Raw genomic sequence first — 15732 nt, 5'->3', positions numbered from 1 at the left:
GAACACCCCTACCGGGAAGGACTTTCATCGTGACAACCATCGCCCCTCCGCCACCGGTCAATCCGCCGCCCCAGTTGAACTCCGGTGGGCGTACCACGTTCCGCCTCGTCCTGATCGCCTCGGCGACGCTGCTGGTGGCCGGCGCAGTCGCCGCGCTCGGTGTGACGGCCTGGGGCGTGAGCACCGTGCGGGTGGTCACCGATCATCAGGGTCTACCGGCGACGATGCGGTCACTGGTGATCGACACGGAACAGATCCCCGTCGCGATCCGCATCACTGCTGACCGTGAAACCCGCGAAGCCACAGCGGATCTGCGCCTGGTGAACACCACTCACAGCGGGGCGCACCGGCTGCAGGTCATCACCGACGGCGACGGCACCCGGATCACCATCGCGGGCAAACCCTCACCCATGCTGGAGTGGGCCCGCGGCGGTGAGATCACGATCGCCGTGCCGCCCGAGCAGGCCCGGCGCCTGACGGTCCGTACCGAGCAGGAGCTCGGATCGGTGATCGCGCAGGCCGATGTGGACCAGTTGATCTCCCGCGTCTCCGACGGGGCGATCATCCTGCGCGGGGCTGCCCGCCGCGTCGAGGCCCACACCGTCGACGGCGAGATCGTCTCGCGCGACCCGATCGCGGTCACCGAAGAATTCAGCGCCACCACGTCCGACGGGGACATCACCGTCGACTTCCGTGATGCCGCGCCGCGCCGCGTCGACGCGGTGAGCCGCAACGGCGACGTGGTGATCGGACTGCCGGAGCGGGGACCGTATCTGGTGCACGCACAGTCCGGGGCCTCGACAGAGGTCCGCGTGGCCGAGACCAACGATCCCGACGTCGCTGCCGCCGAGGTCACCGTCCGCTCCGACGATGGCGACGTGGTCGTGGAGCGTGTCGGCCCGGGGCGCGGACGGGGCTAGCGGACGTTGAGATTGCGCACAGGGTTGTGATTTCTCGGCTTTCACGACCCTGGGTGCAATGTCAACCATCCACGTTCAACCGTCTACACCAACCCCTTACGCCAACCCCGTCATGATCTCCGCCACCGTCCCGGTCCGGGCCTGGCGCCATCCGGTACCGGCCCACACGTTGGTGGCCTGCGGATCACCCGCAGCCGCCGAGGCCTTCCGCACCGGGCTGGTCAGGTAATGGATCTCGGGGTAGCCCAGCGGCGCCTGCGCATCGTGCTCGACGATGAAGCGGTTGCGCAGCCCGCGGGCGTACCGGCCGGAGAATGCCCGGGTGACAACGGTTTCGGTGAACTCAGGACTTTGCAGCGCGGCACGGTGTACCGGGCTGCTGCCGGCTTCGTCGGCCAGCAGGAACGCGGTGCCGAGTTGGGCGGCCACCGCGCCGGCGGCCAGCACACCCGCCACGTCGTCGGCGCTGATCAACCCGCCGGCGGCAGCGACCGGGACGTCCACGGCCGCCAGCACGTCGGCCAGCAGATGGTCCAGTGACTGCGATCCCGGCGAGGCGCCCGGATCGAACGTGCCACGGTGCCCACCCGCTCCCGGTCCCTGGACGGCGAGGGCATCCACCCCGCGGCTCACCGCCAGCCAGGCTTCGTCCAGCGTCGTCACGGTTCCGACGGTGGTGATACCGGCGCTCCGCAACCGGGCGATCTCTGCCTCGGTGGGCAATCCGAAGGTGAACGAGACCACCTCGGGCCGTAGATCGAATACCGCATCCAGCTTGGCGGCCCACGCGTCGTCGTCGTAGCGCGGATCACCCAGGGCCACACCGTAACGCTGCGCCTCACCGGCCAATTGCGCGGCGTAGGCGCCGATCTGTTCGGGCGTACCCGCACTGGGTTGGGGCGCGAAGAGATTCACGCCCAGCGGTTCGGTGGTCAAACCGCTTGCGGCGGTCAATCTTTCGGCAAGACCGTCGGCGCTCAGATACCCGGCCGCGAGGAATCCCAGCCCGCCGGCGTTGCTGCCCGCCGCGGCCAACTCCGGAGTCGAGGGGCCACCGGCCATCGGCGCCACGACCACCGGCCGCCGCAGCCCGCGAATATCGAATGTGCCCATCACCGCACCGCCTTCCCGAACAACAGCACGTCCTGTGGTTCGTCACTGATATTGGGGAACATCGCGTACCGCGCGAGCCTTCCCTCCAGTGACAGACCACACCGCCGCAGCACCCCGGCGGAGCCGGCGTTGTCGGCATGGCAGTACGCCGTGATCCGGTACACCGTGGGATCGGACCGCAGATCGGTCAGCATCAACGAAACCGCTTCCGACATCAGGCCGCGCCCCCACCACTGCCGGGCCAGGCAGTAACCGAGTTCCACCGCGTACGGCTGCGGGCGTCGCCGCGCGCACAGCCCGGCCACCTCGCCGTCGACTTCGACCAACCAGGTCTGCTCGTCACCGACGTTGAACAGCGTCGTGATGACCCGGCGTGTTTCGGCCACCCCCGAATGGGGACACCAGGACAGATACCGCGTCACCGCGGGATCGGAGGCGATGCGGGCGTACAGGGCCTCGGCGTCCTCGACGACCGGCGGCCGCAGCCGCACCTGTGGCCCGGCCAGGATCTGGGTGTTGGGCATGGCCCCATCCTGCACCGTTGCCGGGGCTGCCAGTCCAGCGGTTTACTGGATTGATATGGCTATCACCTTCAACCACACCATCGTCGCCGCCAAGGATCGGCAGGTCTCGGCCGAGTTCTTCACCGAGTTGTTCGGCCTGCCCGGCCCGCAGGAGTTCGGCCCGTTTCTCGCCGTGACGATCAATCACGGAGTGAATCTCGATTACGCCCAGGTCGGTGCCGACGAGGAAGTCCGACCGCAGCACTACGCATTCCTGGTGTCCGAGGACGAGTTCGACTCGATCTACGGCAAGATCCGCGACCGCGGCATGCAGCACTGGGCCGATCCGCACGGTCAGCACCCGGGCGAGATCAATCACAACGACGGCGGCCGTGGGGTCTACTTCCAGGACCCGTCCGGGCACTACCTGGAGATCATCACCCGCCCTTACGGGGGCTGAGTACCCGCCTGGCGAGTATTCCTGCGCCCGTGCCACGTATCCGGGGCACCATGGCCGCCCGGTTGCCCAGAACCGAGATCAACTCGGCAGCCCGGCCCTTCGACCAACGGGCCGCCGTCGCCGTGCGCCCAATCGGCGTCGGTGGCCACCAGCCGCAAGCCACGGCTGTTCCGGTAGGCCGGCACGAATGGATTGGGAATACTCACCTGGGCGTCGAGCACCGCGACGAGAACGTCGGTCGGGATTCGTGGTTCGACATCCAGCGCATAGAGGATGTCGAGCTCATGGGTGACGTGATCACCGATCAGAAGCCGGGGCGGAAAGTACCGGCCGATGCCGGCCGGACGGTCCATCAGCCCGCGGAACTCCGCCAACAATCGGTCAGGACTACGGACGGCGGCCCGCGCCCGCGCGAGGGCGGTGTTGGCGGCGTCGAATCCGCGCCCGCGGTACATGTGCGCGACGAGGGAGCCCGCACCGCAGCTGTAACCGACCACCAGGTGGGCGAGCACCTCGTGGTTGGTCCACTCGGAGCACAGACTGGGCGCCGACCAGTGGTCCGCTGTCAACGTCTCGGCGACCGAGACGAACCGAGCATCGTTGGCCCGCAGCAGCTTACGCGCGGACATCGAGGTGCTCCCTGAGGAATGCGGTCTGATCGGCCAGCACCCGGTCCACCAACGGAGGATGGTAGATCGCGAAGTGGTCCGAATCGTAGTGCCGGGCAACACCTCGTGGTGCACGTGCGGCCACCGATACGGCGTACCTCGGGTCCATCAGGTTCTCCCGGTCGCACACGCACACCAGCAAAGGGGCCGTAATTCGCCGTGCGTGGCGCAGCGCAGAGGCCAGCACGACTCCCATCATGTCCGCCGCAGCAATCCGGTTGTCGAAGCTCCCGCCGGACGGCACCGTCGAATTCCAGCCGGCCTCCGCGCCGGGCGCGGTAACCATGGCCTTGCCGCCGGGCGGCCCGACGATCGGAACGTAGCGACGACCGCGCCGCCATAGTGCGCGCAGCGCGTCAGCACCGATGGCCGGACCCATCCGCAGAACGGCGGGCAGGCCCAGGCTCTGTGCGGCCGCGCGCCCGTGCACGATCGGGCATTGGACGATCGCCACGGCGATGTCGGTTCGCTCAGCGGCGACCCGCACCACGTTCATGGCACCGAGACTGGTACCCCACAGACCGAGCCGGGTGGCGTCGATGCCGGGATGCGCACGAAGATGATCGAGCGCGGCATGTACGTCCCGACATTGTCGGCGTATCGAAAAGTGTTGCCGTGGCATGGCTTCAGATGCACCGGTGTGGCGGTAGTCGAAGGCCAGCGTCGCGATGCCCGAAGCCGCGAAGTGTTGTTCGTACTGCGGCAGCATCATCTCGTGCGTGGCCCCGAGGCCGTGGGCCAGCACCACAGCCGGGTGTGGGCCCGGGCCGGCGGGCAGGGTCAGCCACGCGGCGCAGCGCTGCGTGTCCGATACGAAATCCGAACGGGTGGTGGGGATGGTGCCGGGCATCGAGAATCTCCCTCATAAGTACGGTGTACGTATGAGCTAGACTGCGATACGTACGCCGTACTTGTCAAGGAGCTTCGATGCGCGCACGCTTCACGGTCGATGAGATCGCCTCGGCGGCACTACGAATAGTCGACGACTCCGGCCCCACGGCGTTGAGCATGCGGGCCCTCGCCGCTGCACTGGGTACCGGGCCCATGACGATGTACAACTACGTCGCCGACAAGGAGGCGCTGGAGGAACTCGTCGTCGGCGCAGTGGTCGCCGAAATCGCCGTGCCGGAAGCCACCGGCAACTGGCAGCACGACGTACACGCGATCGCGACGGCGATGTGGGCCGGTGTACGAGCGCACCCGGCCGCGCTCCCGCTCGTACTCACCCGGCGCATGGCCTCGGCGACGGGCTTCGCCATCGCCGACGCACTGATTGCCGCGCTGGGACGTGCCGGACTGTCCGATGCCGACCGCCTCTCGGCATTCCACGCCGTGCTCGGCCTGGTGGTCGGATCCGCCCAGGCAGCCCTCGCCGGACCGCTGACCGGTGAGGCGCCCGAGGCGGCGGCCCAGATCGGCTCAGTGGCCGGGACCAGCTACCCGCACATCGAGGCGCTTTCCCACGTGGCGGCAACGACGTCGGTCGACGACGACTTCGACGGCGGGGTACGGATGTTGATCGACGGCATTGCGATGCGCGGCCGCAAACGCTAGCGGTGCCCGCGCTCGTGTTCCTGATCGCGGTAGGCGTCGGCCAGCGTGTCGACGTGACCGGGCAACGTGCCTGCCGCCACGTCGGCCAGGCTGGTCTCCTCCAGCACCGAGCGCATGCTGGCCCGCAGTGCACGCCAGACGTCGGTCAGCGCTGCCGTCGGACCCGAGTACGGCAGATCCCCCAAGCCGATGTCACGCACACTGGCCAGCGGCCCGTCGATGCAGCGCAGCACGTCGGCGATGCTGATCTCGCCCGCCGGACGGGCCAGCTCGTAGCCGCCGTCGCGGCCTCGATGGCTGCGGACCAATCGATCGGTGCGCAGGGCCGTGAGGATGTCGACGAGGAACTGCGCCGGGATGCCCTGCGCCTTGGCCAAGTCGTCGGTTTTGACCAGCTCGCCATCCTCGACGGTGGCGAGCTGGACCATGGCGCGGACGGCATACTCCGCCTTCGCCGACATCCGCATGCTCAGGATTGTGCCAGCTCACTCATCGCCCGCGCCTAATCAGGGATCCCCGCACCGTCCGGCACGACGACGGCGAACAGGTCCGACATCGCGGCCAGGCTCGCCGACTGCATGACCGCGGCAGGCACGGGCGCGCTGTCGGGGCCGGCCAGTGTGCGGGTGGCGGTGGCAGCGGCCACCACGGTCGGGGCGTATCCGAGGTTGAAGGCACCGCGCGCGGTGGAGTTGACACACATGTGTGTCATGAATCCGGCCAGCACCAGGTTCGACGCGTTGAGGCCTTTCAGCCGATCGTCGAGATCGGTCTGCACGAACGAATTGGGAAACTGCTTGACCACCACCGGTTCTCCCTCGCGCGGCGCCACGGATGCGACGATCGCACCGCTCTCACCGTCGATGTCATACAGCGAACCCGGGCCGTCGGAGTGCTGGATGTGAATGATCGGGATGCCCGCGCTGCGGGCCCGGTCGAGCAGTTGCGCCGTCTGCTCGAGGGCGGCCTGCACACCGTCGAGCTCCATGATTCCCTGGGTGTAGGTGTTCTGGCAGTCGATGAGAACCAAGGTGGAATCGGCGAGGCGGGCCGGTGCGGCGGGCAGGCTGGCCAGTTCGCGCAGCGTGGGGCGGCTCATCTGTTCAGCCTAGTCACCGAGATCAACGCTGTGGCTGCTCGCGGTCTGCGTAAGCAACCACTGCGTTGATCTCGCCGAGTACGGCCGCCGCTGCCCTACCCCGCCGTGACGGCCAGTACCTGTTCGGCCAGCTCGGGCCGGCACACGATCAGGTCGGGCAGGGTGGGATCGGCCGAGTTGTAGACCAACCGCGATCCGTCGATGCGCGAGGTGTGCAGGCCGGCCGCGCGGGCCACCGCGACGGGCGCGGCAGAATCCCACTCGTACTGGCCACCGGCATGCACGTACACGTCTGCGAACCCGCGGATCACCGCGGCCACTTTGGCCCCGGCCGAACCCATTTCCACCAGCGTTCCGCCCAGCGCCTCCCGCACCGCCAGCGCCACCGCGGGCGGCCGCGTGCGCGACACCACGACCCGGGGCGGGCCGTCGAAGGGCCGTGGTGCGGCCACGTCGGGGGTGGACAGCGTGGTGTTCTGCGCGGGCAGTGCGACCGCCCCGGCCACGAGTTCGCCCGCACTCCACAGCGCCACGTGCACGGCCCAGTCGTCGCGGCCGAGCTCGGAAAACTCCCGGGTGCCGTCGAGCGGGTCGACGATCCAGACCCGTTCGGCGCTCAGCCGTGCCGGGTCGGCCCGCTGATCGGCCGTCGCCTCCTCCGACAGCACCGAGTCACCAGGACGCAGTGCGGCCAGCTCGGCCATCAGGAAGTCGTGGGACTGCTTGTCGCCGGCGGCCTTTCGCTCAGCAGCCGGGGCATCGGCGTAATCGGCGCGGACGTCGAGCAGCAGATCCCCGGCCCTGGTGGCCAGCCGGGCAGCCAGTTCGTGATCGTTCACGACGGTAATTCCAACAGCTCGATCACCATGTCTGCCAGTTCAGCGGTGCTGTGGTCCGGTGTCAAACGCAGATCCGGGTTCTTCGGCCGCTGGTACGGGCTGTCGATACCGGTGAAGTGGGTGATCTCACCGGCCCGCGCCTTGGCGTACAGGCCCTTGGGGTCGCGGCGTTCGCAGTCTTCCAGCGGGGTGTCGCAGAACACCTCGTAGAAGTCGACGCCGCCCTCGTTGGCCACCTTTCGCGCCAGCTCACGGTGCTCCTCCAGCGGGCTGATCGCTGGCACCAGCACGATCTGGCCGGAGTCGGCCAGCAGCGAGGCGACATGCGCCAGCCGCCGCAGGTTCTCGGCCCGGTCGGCCATCGAGAAGCCGAGGTCGGCGTTGAGGCCGTGGCGCAGGTTGTCACCGTCCAGAACGTATGCCGGCACGCCCTTTTCGAGCAGCTTCTGCTCGACCAGCATCGCCACCGAGGACTTGCCCGAACCCGACAGGCCGGTGAACCACACGGTGCGCCCACGGCTGAGTCGGTCCCCGGGGGTGACCAGCGATTCGTGCCGCACCGCATTGGGGCTCGCGGTCTCGTTGCGGGAGTCGCGCAACACCATGCCGGCGCCGACGGTGCCGTTGGTGTTGGGATCGATCAGGATGAACGATCCGGTGGCCGCGTTGCGGCTGTACTCGTCGAGCAGCAACGGGGCCTGCGTACGCAGCGAGATACGGCCCAGCTCATTGAGTTTGAGCGCGCTCGCGGACTTGTCCCGATGCAGCGTGTTGACGTCGAGGCGGTAGTCCAGACCGGTGACCTTGACCCGGGTGGTGCGGGTCGTGTGCTTGATCAGGTACTCGCGACCGGGCTCCAGCGACGACTCGTCGGCCATCCAGCACACCGTGGCGTCGAAGTCCTGGGTGACGCGAGGCTGGTTGTTGGGCCGGGCGATCATGTCGCCGCGTGAGATGTCGATGTCGTCGGACAGGCTGATCGACACCGCCATCGGAGGGAACGCCTCGTCGACGACGCCGCTCGGGCCGTCGATCTGGGTGATGCGGGTCGGCTTTCCGGCCGGCAGCACGATCACGTCGTCACCGGGACGCAGCACACCGCTGGCGACGGTGCCGGCGTAGCTGCGGTGGTCGGCGTGCTCATGGGTCTGCGGGCGGATGACGTACTGCACCGGGAAGCGCACATCGACCAGGTTGCGGTCACCGGCGATGTAGACGTCTTCGAGGTGGCTCAGCAGCGACGGTCCCTCGTACCAGGGCGTCACATCGGATTTCGTCACCACGTTGTCGCCGTTGAGTGCCGACATCGGGATCGTCGTCACGTCGTGGACGTCCAATCGCGCTGCGAACGCGTGGAACTCGTCGCGGATCGCCTCGAAGCGTTCCCGGTCCCAGTCGATCAGGTCCATCTTGTTCACGGCCAGCACGATGTGCTGGATGCCCAGCAGCGAGGCCAGGAACGCGTGCCGGCGGGACTGTTCGAGCAGACCGTGGCGCGCGTCGACCAGCACGATGACCAGCTGTGCGGTGGAGGCGCCGGTCACCATGTTGCGGGTGTACTGGATGTGCCCCGGGGTGTCGGCGATGATGAATTTGCGCTTGGCCGTGGCGAAGTAGCGGTAGGCGACATCGATCGTGATGCCCTGCTCACGCTCGGCACGCAGGCCGTCGGTGACCAGTGCGAGGTCGGTGTAGTCGTGGCCGCGTTCCTTGGAGGTCCGCTCGACGGCGGCCAGCTGATCCTCCATGACCGCCTTGGAGTCGAACAACAGCCGGCCGATCAGCGTGGACTTACCGTCGTCGACGGATCCCGCGGTGGCGATGCGAAGAAGCGTCGACATCAGAAGTAGCCCTCTCGCTTGCGATCTTCCATTCCGGCCTCGGAGATCCGGTCATCGGCGCGGGTGGCGCCACGCTCGGTGAGCCGGGACACCGCGGTCTCCGCGATGACCTCCGAAACCGTTGCGGCCGTGGACTCCACGCATCCGGTGCAGGTGACATCGCCGACGGTGCGGAACCGCACGGTCTTCTCGATCACCGGCTCGTCCTTGCGGGGCTGCAAGTACTTGTGCACCGCGAGCAGCATGCCGTCGCGCTCGAACACCTTGCGCTGGTGCGCGTAGTAGATGGACGGCAGCTTGATCTTCTCGGCGCCGATGTAGGACCAGATGTCGAACTCGGTCCAGTTGGAGATCGGGAAGGCACGGATGTGCTCGCCCTTGTGGTGCCTGCCGTTGTACAAGTTCCACAGCTCGGGGCGCTGGGCCTTGGGGTCCCACTGGCCGAACTCGTCGCGGAAGGAGAACACCCGCTCCTTCGCGCGGGCCTTCTCCTCGTCGCGCCGGGCCCCGCCGAAGGCGGCGTCGAACTTGTTCTCCCGGATGCCGCGCAGCAGTGTGACGGTCTGGATCGGGTTTCGCGACGGGATGGTCTCCACCACGCGGCCGGCGTCGATGTCGTCCTGCACCTTGGCGACGACCAGGCGCGCACCATAGTGCTCGACGAGTTCGTCGCGGGCCTGGTAGACCTCGTCGAAGTTGTGACCGGTGTCGACGTGCATGACCGGGAACGGCAGCCGTCCGGGCGCGAACGCCTTGACCGCCAGGTGCAGCATGACGATCGAGTCCTTGCCGCCGGAGAACAGCAGCACCGGCTTCTCGAACTCGGCGGCCACCTCGCGGATGATGTGGATGGCCTCGGCCTCCAGGGACCGCAGGTGGCTCAGCTCGTAGTGCCCGGTACGGCCGGACTGCTGATCGGATTTCTGCGCGGTGGTCATCACTTCCCCATTAAGTTGGTAGGAATGGCCAGAATTGCAAGCATGGCCAGGAATCTATCCGCCGGGCCGCCGCGGTGTCAATGGACTCTGATGGTCAGGCCCGGTGCCCCGTGACGTGCGCGCCCGCCCGCCTGGGCAAGCGCACCGTTGCGACCAGCGTCAGCGCCAGCAACGCACCGAGCACCAGATAGGTCACCGGATACGAGGTGAGTTGGCTGAGCAGCAGTGCCGCCACGGCGACCCCGAGCCCGGCCGCCAGTTCCTGCACCGAGGCATTGAGGGTGTTGGCATGCGTCAGCTCCTCTCCGTCGACGTCGGAGAAGGCCAGGCTGTTGTAGGCGGTGAAGCCGATCGACCTCAGCGCCCCGCTCAGATAGAGGATGACGGCCATCACCGCCACCGGCAGCCCCGGCTGCAACAAGGCCAGCAGGCCGAAGCACGCGACCGAGGCCAGCCCGTTGACCAGGAGCACGGTGCGGATGCCGAATCTGCGCATCAGCGGCGTGGTGGCCGGCTTGATGGTCAGGTTCCCGGCGAACAGTGCGGCCACCATGGCACCGGCGGCCAGCGGCGTCCAGCCGAACTCCAGCTGGAACTGCAGTGGCAGCAGAAACGGCACCGCGGTGATCACCAGTCGATACAGCGACCCCGCCACCACGGTGATGCGCAGCGTGTGCACCCGCAGCACCCGCAACTGCACCAGCGGGGCCGTCGCGGTGAGCAGCCGCCACACCGCGCCGGCGAGAAGCAGGACGGCTGCGACGCCGCACCCCGCGACCAGTCCCCAATCGGTCCCCGACACCCGGATGTTCTCCAAGGCGATCAGTGCCGCAGCAATCCCCGAGCCCAGCGCCAGCAGGCCCGGCCAATCCAGGGATCGGGCAGTCGGCTGCGGCTCGCCGCGGACGAGTTTGAGCGCGAGAACAATTCCGATCACGCCGATCGGAATGTTCACCGCGAAGATCCATCGCCAGCTGCCCAGCGTCGCGATGGCCCCGCCCAGGACCGGGGCCAACACCGGTGCGGTCAGCGCCGGCCAGGTCAACAACGCGATGGCACGCACCAGGTCCGCCTTGCCGCTCTGACGCAACACCGCCAGCCGGCCGACCGGCACCATCATGGCGCCACCGACCCCCTGCAAGATCCGCATCAGCACCAACATCGGCAGCGACGCGCTCACCGCGCAGCCGACCGAGGCCAGGGTGAACACCGCGATGGCCCCGATGAACACCCGGCGTGTGCCGAACCGGTCGGCCAGCCATCCGCTGGCGGGGATCAGCACCGCAACCGTGACCAGATAGGCCGAGATCGCCACATTGACGTCGATGGCCTCCACCCCGAACGACGCGGCGATCAGCGGGATGGCCGGCGCGATGATCGTGGCGTCGAGGATCTCCATGAACAGGCTGCCCGCCACCAGCAGCGCCATGCCCCTCGGGAACGCCGGGTTCTCTGGTCCGGACATCACACCGGCCCACGCCGGCCGGCGACCGCAGTGGTTACCCCGCAGGTAATTGAGACGCTGACCACCGGCGGCACACACTGGCGGCCATGAGCATCCAGACCGGCCCGGCCGTGATGGCGCAGTTCCTGCCCCAGTCGCCCTTTGTGGCCAAACTCGGGATCGTCGCCGAGACACTGGAAAGCCCAGAAGTCCGGCTGCGGCTGCCGTGGGATCCCTCGAACATCACGATCGCCGACATGGTGCACGGCGGTGCGATCGCGGCGTTGGCCGATGTGACGGTGATGGCCGCGGCGTGGGCGCAGGCCGAGGTTCCGGATTCGCTTCGCGGAGTGACGGTCTCGATGACCATCAGCTATCTGGCGCCCGCGCGGGCCACCGATCTGATCGGCCTCGGGCGCGTGCTGCGCCAGGGCAGGTCCCTGGTGAACTGTGACGTCGATATCGTCACGCCAGACGGCGAGGCGGTGGCCAAGGCCCTCGCGACGTACAAGGTGGGGTGAGCCTCACAGCGAGACCTCGTCGAGCTTGCCGGTGGCGACGTCGAAGATGAAGCCGCGCAACGATTCGTGCTTCGTGACGAACGGACTCGCCTCGATCCGCCGCAATGACTGGCGCACATCTTCTTCGAGGTCGACGAACGACTCGGCCGCCCAGTTCGGCTTGATACCGGTGTCGTCCTGGATCTGCTGTTTGAACCCGTCATCGGTGAAAGTCAGCATGCCGCAGTCGGTGTGGTGGATCAGGATGATCTCCCTGGTCCCCAGAAGCCGCTGACTGATGGCCAGCGACCGGATCTCGTCGTCGGTGATGACACCGCCCGCGTTGCGGATGACGTGCGCCTCGCCGTCACCCAGACCGAGGATGCGATAGACGTCCAGCCTGGCATCCATGCACGCCACCACCGCGACGTGCTTGCTCGGCGGCAGGGGCAACGGCCCGGTGAAGGTCGTGGCGTAGACCTCGTTGTTGGCCAGGTACTGGTCGGTGACAGACATGATTCGACGCTAGCCCCGCAACGGGTGGCCCCGCCAGCGGCAGAATCAGGCTGAGTCGATGGTGCATGAACGAGCGACGGCCGTCCTGCCGGGGGGTTGCAGGACGGCCGTCGCGGTCAGGTGGTCAGTTACGTGGTGCCGACAGGTCGTACACCGGGACGTCACCCACCATGGACTTGGTGAAGTTGGCCTTGACCCAATCGGTGATCTGGGCGGCGCTCCCGTGCTCTTCGCGCGACGGCCCGGGGGGGCCGCCATGGCCGCCCTCTTTCCGATCCAGGAAGTACCGGACCTGGCCGTCGGCGACATACTGCTGGAACTGAGCGAGTGTCGGCGAGTCGTCGCTGCCGGTGAACCCGCCGATCGCCATCAACGACTCCCCCGTCTTGAGTTCGAGGTCGCTGACCATCATCGATCCCACACTCGCTGCGGCCCAACGGCCGTCTGCACCCGCGATGAGCTCTGCCAGCGCCTTGTCGTCGGCCCGCCCGAAGCCGCCCGGACCGCCCGGTCCTCCGAAGCCGTTGTCCCGCTTGGGCCCCGAGGTGGCGATCGGTCCACCGCTGTGACCGGCGGCCACCGTCTCGACGGTGTAGGCCGCGGTCGCGCCCAACCCGAAGACCATGGCGGCCAAGGCCACCACCGCGGTCAGTTTGCCCGGACGGTGGGCGACCACGACCAGGACCACCGCGGTCAATACCGAGCCGATCAGCACGATCCAGCGCAGTGCCGGCAACCAGTCGGGGGTCCGGTTGAGCAGTACGAATGCCCACACTCCGGTACCGGCCAGCATCACCGCGAGCACCACCCGCGACGCCAGTCGCGCACGCACCTGCCACAGTTCGGCGACGGATATGCCCACCAGCGCTGCCACGGCAGGCGCCAGCGCCACGGTGTAGTAGGGGTGGATGATCCCGTCCATGAAGCTGAACACCACGGCGGTGACCAGCATCCAGCCGCCCCACATCAGCAGGCCGGCCCGCAGCCCGGCTGTCCGCGCGGTGCGCCGCGTCAGCCACAGCACGGCCACCAGGCCGAGCAGTGCGGCGGGCAACAACCACGATGCCTCGGTGCCCATGGACAACCCGAACATCCGGCCGATCCCGGGATCGCCGCCGAACATCAGGTTGGCGCCGCCGCCCGGCCCATGACCGGGTCCGCCGGGGCCAGAGCCGTGGCCCGGGCCTTCCTGCCCCATGATGCGCTGGAGGCCGTTGTAACCGAATGCCAGCTGCAGCAGGCTGTTGTCGGTCGAGCCGGCGATGTACGGTCTGGAGCCGGCCGGCCACAGCGCCACCAGCGCGATGTACCAACCCGACGAGGCGATCATCGTCGCCGCGCCGATCAGCAAGGTGCCCAATCGTTTCCACACGCTCACGGCGGGTGCGGCGACCAGGAACATCAAGGCCAGGCCCGGCACGACCAGGAACGCCTGCAGCATCTTGGTCAGGAAGGCGAAGCCCAGCGCACATCCCGCCAGCGCCACCCACCCCGCGCTGGCCCTGGCCGACACCGGCCCGACCGCGCGCACCATGAAGTAGGCCGCCAGCACCAACAGCAGCACCAGGAGCGCATCGGGATTGTTGTAACGGAACATCGAGGCCGCCACCGGTGTCAACGCCAGCGCGACCCCGGCGATCAATGCGGCGGCAGGCCCGCTGGTCCGGCGCACCGTGGCGTAGAGCAGTGCCACCGCACCGACGCCCATCAGTGCCTGCGGCAGCAGCATGGTGAACTCGTTGAAGCCGAACAGCCGGCCCGACAAACCCATCGCCCACATGGCGGCCGGCGGCTTGTCCACCGTGATGGCATTGCCGGCGTCCAGGGATCCGAACAGCCAGGCCTTCCAGGACTGGGTTCCGGCCTGGGCCGCGGCGGCGTAGTAGCTGTTGGCCCACCCCGACGATCCCAGGCCCCACAGGTAGAGCACCGCGGTGCCGGCCAGCAGAACCCAGTAGGAGGGTCGAACCCAGCGGGGGGCCACCGGCTTCGGCGATTCCGCGGGCTCTGCCGCGGCGCCGGGTGCCGTCTCGACGATGGTCGTCACAGTCCCGTCTCCCGGTCCGGGCCGTCGGCACGCTGTGTCCGCGAGGGATGGAATACCCATCCCCGCAACAACACGAAGCGCACCACGGTGGCCAGCAGGTTGGCTGCCACCAACACCGCGAGTTCGATGCCGCGGTGCGGCACGGGCGCCACGGCGTGCAGGAGTCCCAATGATCCGCTGGTGATCGTCAGCGCGATGGCGAACACCGTCAGGCCCTCGAGATGATGGCGGGTGATGTTGCCCGCCCCGGCGATACCGAACGTGAACCGCCGGTTGGCGGCGGTGTTTCCGATCGCGGTCACCAACAGGGCGATCAGGTTGGCGGCCTGGGCGCCGACGCCAGCCCGCAGTGCTGTGAACAGCAGCAGGTAGGCCAGGGTGGAGATGACGCCAACGGCGCCGAACCGCACCGCCTGGCGCAGCAGGGACCGGGGCGCAGCCGATTTCCGCGACGATCCGAGTTGCGCGGCGATGGTGTTCACCGGGATCGAGCCATTGGCGAATCCGCGTAGCAACCGGCCGATGCCCTTGAGGTCGGCAGTGGCGGTGGCGACGATGTCGACCCGGCTGTCCGGATCGTCCACCCAGTCCACCGGCACCTCGTGAATGCGCAGGCCACTGCGCTCGGCCAGCACCAGCAGCTCGGTGTCGAAGAACCAGCCGGTATCGGTGACATGAGGCAACAGCCGGCGGGCGACGTCGGCGCGGATCGCCTTGAAACCGCACTGTGCATCCGAGAACCGCGCTGCCAGAGCCGACTTCAGGATCAGGTTGTAGCAGCGCGAGATGAATTCGCGCTTGGCGCCGCGAACCACCCGTGAGCCGCGGCCCAGCCGGGTACCGATGGCCAGATCGGAATGACCCGAGATCAGCGGCGCCACCAACGGTGCCAGCGCGGCCAGGTCGGTGGACAGGTCGACGTCCATGTAGGCCAGCACCGGCGCGTCCGAGGTCGACCACACCGCGTGCAGAGCCCGTCCGCGGCCCTTCTCCTCCAGTCGCACCACCCGCACACCGTCGAGTTCGGCTGCCAGCTCCGCGGCGATGCGCGGCGTGTCGTCGATGCTGGCGTTGTCGGCGATGGTGATGCGCACCGGCACAGCGAAGTTCTCTTCGAGGTAGCGGTGCAGCCGCCGCACCGAATGGGCAAGTGCGGCCTGCTCGTTGTACACCGGCACGACAACGTCGAGCACTGGAACCCCGGCCTCCCGGGCGGCCAGTGCGGCGTTCGGCCGGGACGCGAATCGGAATCGCTGCTCGGGGGCTTGGACCAAGGTTGTCATGACTTCA

At 68.1% G+C, this 15732-nt stretch carries 17 protein-coding genes; 4 read left to right on the top strand and 13 right to left on the bottom strand.

Annotated features, from left to right (window positions below):
- The first annotated feature begins 29 nt into the window (after window positions 1-29).
- The gene (locus ACNQVK_RS13645) at window positions 30-920 is read left to right on the top strand and encodes a DUF4097 family beta strand repeat-containing protein (protein WP_418029941.1); all 891 of its coding nucleotides are present in this window, start codon (window positions 30-32) and stop codon (window positions 918-920) included.
- Between the two features lie 96 nt (window positions 921-1016).
- Here the strand turns inward: ACNQVK_RS13645 and ACNQVK_RS13640 are convergent, their stop codons facing one another.
- On the bottom strand, window positions 1017-2033 hold the full coding sequence (locus ACNQVK_RS13640; RefSeq protein ID WP_418029940.1) for a nitronate monooxygenase: 1017 nt from the start codon (window positions 2031-2033) through the stop codon (window positions 1017-1019).
- The gene (locus tag ACNQVK_RS13635; RefSeq protein ID WP_418029939.1) at window positions 2033-2557 is read right to left on the bottom strand and encodes a GNAT family N-acetyltransferase; all 525 of its coding nucleotides are present in this window, start codon (window positions 2555-2557) and stop codon (window positions 2033-2035) included. The genes ACNQVK_RS13640 and ACNQVK_RS13635 overlap by 1 nt, the downstream gene beginning before the upstream one ends.
- Window positions 2558-2612: 55 nt before the next feature.
- Between ACNQVK_RS13635 and ACNQVK_RS13630 the strand changes: the two genes are divergently transcribed.
- Window positions 2613-2996 carry a VOC family protein gene (locus ACNQVK_RS13630; RefSeq protein WP_418029937.1) on the top strand — a complete coding sequence of 128 codons (384 nt, stop codon included), beginning with the start codon at window positions 2613-2615 and terminating at the stop codon, window positions 2994-2996.
- Here ACNQVK_RS13630 and ACNQVK_RS13625 read toward each other — a convergent pair.
- Window positions 2984-3625, bottom strand: a complete 642-nt coding sequence (locus tag ACNQVK_RS13625) for a maleylpyruvate isomerase family mycothiol-dependent enzyme (RefSeq protein WP_418029936.1) — start codon at window positions 3623-3625, stop codon at window positions 2984-2986. The two genes, ACNQVK_RS13630 and ACNQVK_RS13625, sit on opposite strands and share 13 nt — an antisense overlap.
- The gene (locus tag ACNQVK_RS13620) at window positions 3612-4514 is read right to left on the bottom strand and encodes an alpha/beta hydrolase (RefSeq protein WP_418029935.1); all 903 of its coding nucleotides are present in this window, start codon (window positions 4512-4514) and stop codon (window positions 3612-3614) included. The genes ACNQVK_RS13625 and ACNQVK_RS13620 overlap by 14 nt, the downstream gene beginning before the upstream one ends.
- A gap of 77 nt (window positions 4515-4591) precedes the next feature.
- Here ACNQVK_RS13620 and ACNQVK_RS13615 point away from each other — a divergent pair, with 77 nt between their 5' ends.
- Window positions 4592-5218, top strand: a complete 627-nt coding sequence (locus tag ACNQVK_RS13615) for a TetR/AcrR family transcriptional regulator (protein ID WP_418029934.1) — start codon at window positions 4592-4594, stop codon at window positions 5216-5218.
- Here the strand turns inward: ACNQVK_RS13615 and ACNQVK_RS13610 are convergent.
- The 6 genes from ACNQVK_RS13610 to ACNQVK_RS13585 all read right to left on the bottom strand — a co-directional run bounded on the left by ACNQVK_RS13610 (window position 5215) and on the right by ACNQVK_RS13585 (window position 11364).
- A complete protein-coding gene (locus ACNQVK_RS13610) occupies window positions 5215-5685 on the bottom strand; it encodes an Rrf2 family transcriptional regulator (protein ID WP_418029933.1) in 471 nt (156 codons plus the stop codon). The genes ACNQVK_RS13615 and ACNQVK_RS13610 overlap by 4 nt on opposite strands.
- Window positions 5686-5720: 35 nt before the next feature.
- The gene (locus ACNQVK_RS13605; RefSeq protein ID WP_418029932.1) at window positions 5721-6317 is read right to left on the bottom strand and encodes a cysteine hydrolase family protein; all 597 of its coding nucleotides are present in this window, start codon (window positions 6315-6317) and stop codon (window positions 5721-5723) included.
- Window positions 6318-6412: 95 nt separating this feature from the next.
- On the bottom strand, window positions 6413-7156 hold the full coding sequence (locus ACNQVK_RS13600) for a 3'(2'),5'-bisphosphate nucleotidase CysQ (RefSeq protein ID WP_418029931.1): 744 nt from the start codon (window positions 7154-7156) through the stop codon (window positions 6413-6415).
- Window positions 7153-8997, bottom strand: coding sequence for an adenylyl-sulfate kinase (cysC, locus tag ACNQVK_RS13595; RefSeq protein ID WP_418029930.1), 1845 nt, complete (start codon window positions 8995-8997; stop codon window positions 7153-7155). Before cysC ends, ACNQVK_RS13600 begins: the two co-directional genes overlap by 4 nt.
- A complete protein-coding gene (cysD, locus tag ACNQVK_RS13590) occupies window positions 8997-9935 on the bottom strand; it encodes a sulfate adenylyltransferase subunit CysD (RefSeq protein ID WP_418029929.1) in 939 nt (312 codons plus the stop codon). Before cysD ends, cysC begins: the two co-directional genes overlap by 1 nt.
- A 94-nt stretch (window positions 9936-10029) precedes the next feature.
- On the bottom strand, window positions 10030-11364 hold the full coding sequence (locus ACNQVK_RS13585) for an MFS transporter (RefSeq protein ID WP_418034156.1): 1335 nt from the start codon (window positions 11362-11364) through the stop codon (window positions 10030-10032).
- Window positions 11365-11510: 146 nt separating this feature from the next.
- Between ACNQVK_RS13585 and ACNQVK_RS13580 the strand changes: the two genes are divergently transcribed.
- The gene (locus ACNQVK_RS13580) at window positions 11511-11900 is read left to right on the top strand and encodes a PaaI family thioesterase (protein ID WP_418034155.1); all 390 of its coding nucleotides are present in this window, start codon (window positions 11511-11513) and stop codon (window positions 11898-11900) included.
- Window positions 11901-11903: 3 nt separating this feature from the next.
- Here ACNQVK_RS13580 and ACNQVK_RS13575 read toward each other — a convergent pair whose 3' ends face one another.
- The 3 genes from ACNQVK_RS13575 to ACNQVK_RS13565 all read right to left on the bottom strand — a co-directional run bounded on the left by ACNQVK_RS13575 (window position 11904) and on the right by ACNQVK_RS13565 (window position 15725).
- Window positions 11904-12395 (bottom strand): beta-class carbonic anhydrase, encoded by a 492-nt coding sequence (locus ACNQVK_RS13575; RefSeq protein WP_418029928.1) that lies wholly within the window; start codon window positions 12393-12395, stop codon window positions 11904-11906.
- A 124-nt stretch (window positions 12396-12519) separates the two neighbouring features.
- A complete protein-coding gene (locus ACNQVK_RS13570; RefSeq protein WP_418029927.1) occupies window positions 12520-14442 on the bottom strand; it encodes an ArnT family glycosyltransferase in 1923 nt (640 codons plus the stop codon).
- A complete protein-coding gene (locus ACNQVK_RS13565) occupies window positions 14439-15725 on the bottom strand; it encodes a glycosyltransferase (protein ID WP_418029926.1) in 1287 nt (428 codons plus the stop codon). Before ACNQVK_RS13565 ends, ACNQVK_RS13570 begins: the two co-directional genes overlap by 4 nt.
- Window positions 15726-15732: the final 7 nt, after the last annotated feature.

It is taken from the genome of Mycobacterium sp. 134 (genome assembly GCF_048282715.1).
Lineage (GTDB): Bacteria > Actinomycetota > Actinomycetes > Mycobacteriales > Mycobacteriaceae > Mycobacterium > Mycobacterium septicum.
Note: the sequence above shows the minus strand (reverse complement) of the source record. Positions and strands in the feature narration are given on the sequence as shown.

Excerpts from the sequence above, each read along its gene's own strand:
- ACNQVK_RS13640 (WP_418029940.1), bottom strand. The coding sequence starts at position 2,033 with ATGGGCACATTCGATATTCGCGGGCTGCGGCGGCCGGTGGTCGTGGCG.
- ACNQVK_RS13635 (WP_418029939.1), bottom strand. The coding sequence starts at position 2,557 with ATGCCCAACACCCAGATCCTGGCCGGGCCACAGGTGCGGCTGCGGCCG.
- ACNQVK_RS13630 (WP_418029937.1), top strand. The coding sequence starts at position 2,613 with ATGGCTATCACCTTCAACCACACCATCGTCGCCGCCAAGGATCGGCAG.
- ACNQVK_RS13625 (WP_418029936.1), bottom strand. The coding sequence starts at position 3,625 with ATGTCCGCGCGTAAGCTGCTGCGGGCCAACGATGCTCGGTTCGTCTCG.
- ACNQVK_RS13620 (WP_418029935.1), bottom strand. The coding sequence starts at position 4,514 with ATGCCCGGCACCATCCCCACCACCCGTTCGGATTTCGTATCGGACACG.
- ACNQVK_RS13615 (WP_418029934.1), top strand. The coding sequence starts at position 4,592 with ATGCGCGCACGCTTCACGGTCGATGAGATCGCCTCGGCGGCACTACGA.
- ACNQVK_RS13610 (WP_418029933.1), bottom strand. The coding sequence starts at position 5,685 with ATGCGGATGTCGGCGAAGGCGGAGTATGCCGTCCGCGCCATGGTCCAG.
- ACNQVK_RS13605 (WP_418029932.1), bottom strand. The coding sequence starts at position 6,317 with ATGAGCCGCCCCACGCTGCGCGAACTGGCCAGCCTGCCCGCCGCACCG.
- cysC (WP_418029930.1), bottom strand. The coding sequence starts at position 8,997 with ATGTCGACGCTTCTTCGCATCGCCACCGCGGGATCCGTCGACGACGGT.
- cysD (WP_418029929.1), bottom strand. The coding sequence starts at position 9,935 with ATGACCACCGCGCAGAAATCCGATCAGCAGTCCGGCCGTACCGGGCAC.
- ACNQVK_RS13585 (WP_418034156.1), bottom strand. The coding sequence starts at position 11,364 with ATGGCGCTGCTGGTGGCGGGCAGCCTGTTCATGGAGATCCTCGACGCC.
- ACNQVK_RS13575 (WP_418029928.1), bottom strand. The coding sequence starts at position 12,395 with ATGTCTGTCACCGACCAGTACCTGGCCAACAACGAGGTCTACGCCACG.
- ACNQVK_RS13565 (WP_418029926.1), bottom strand. The coding sequence starts at position 15,725 with ATGACAACCTTGGTCCAAGCCCCCGAGCAGCGATTCCGATTCGCGTCC.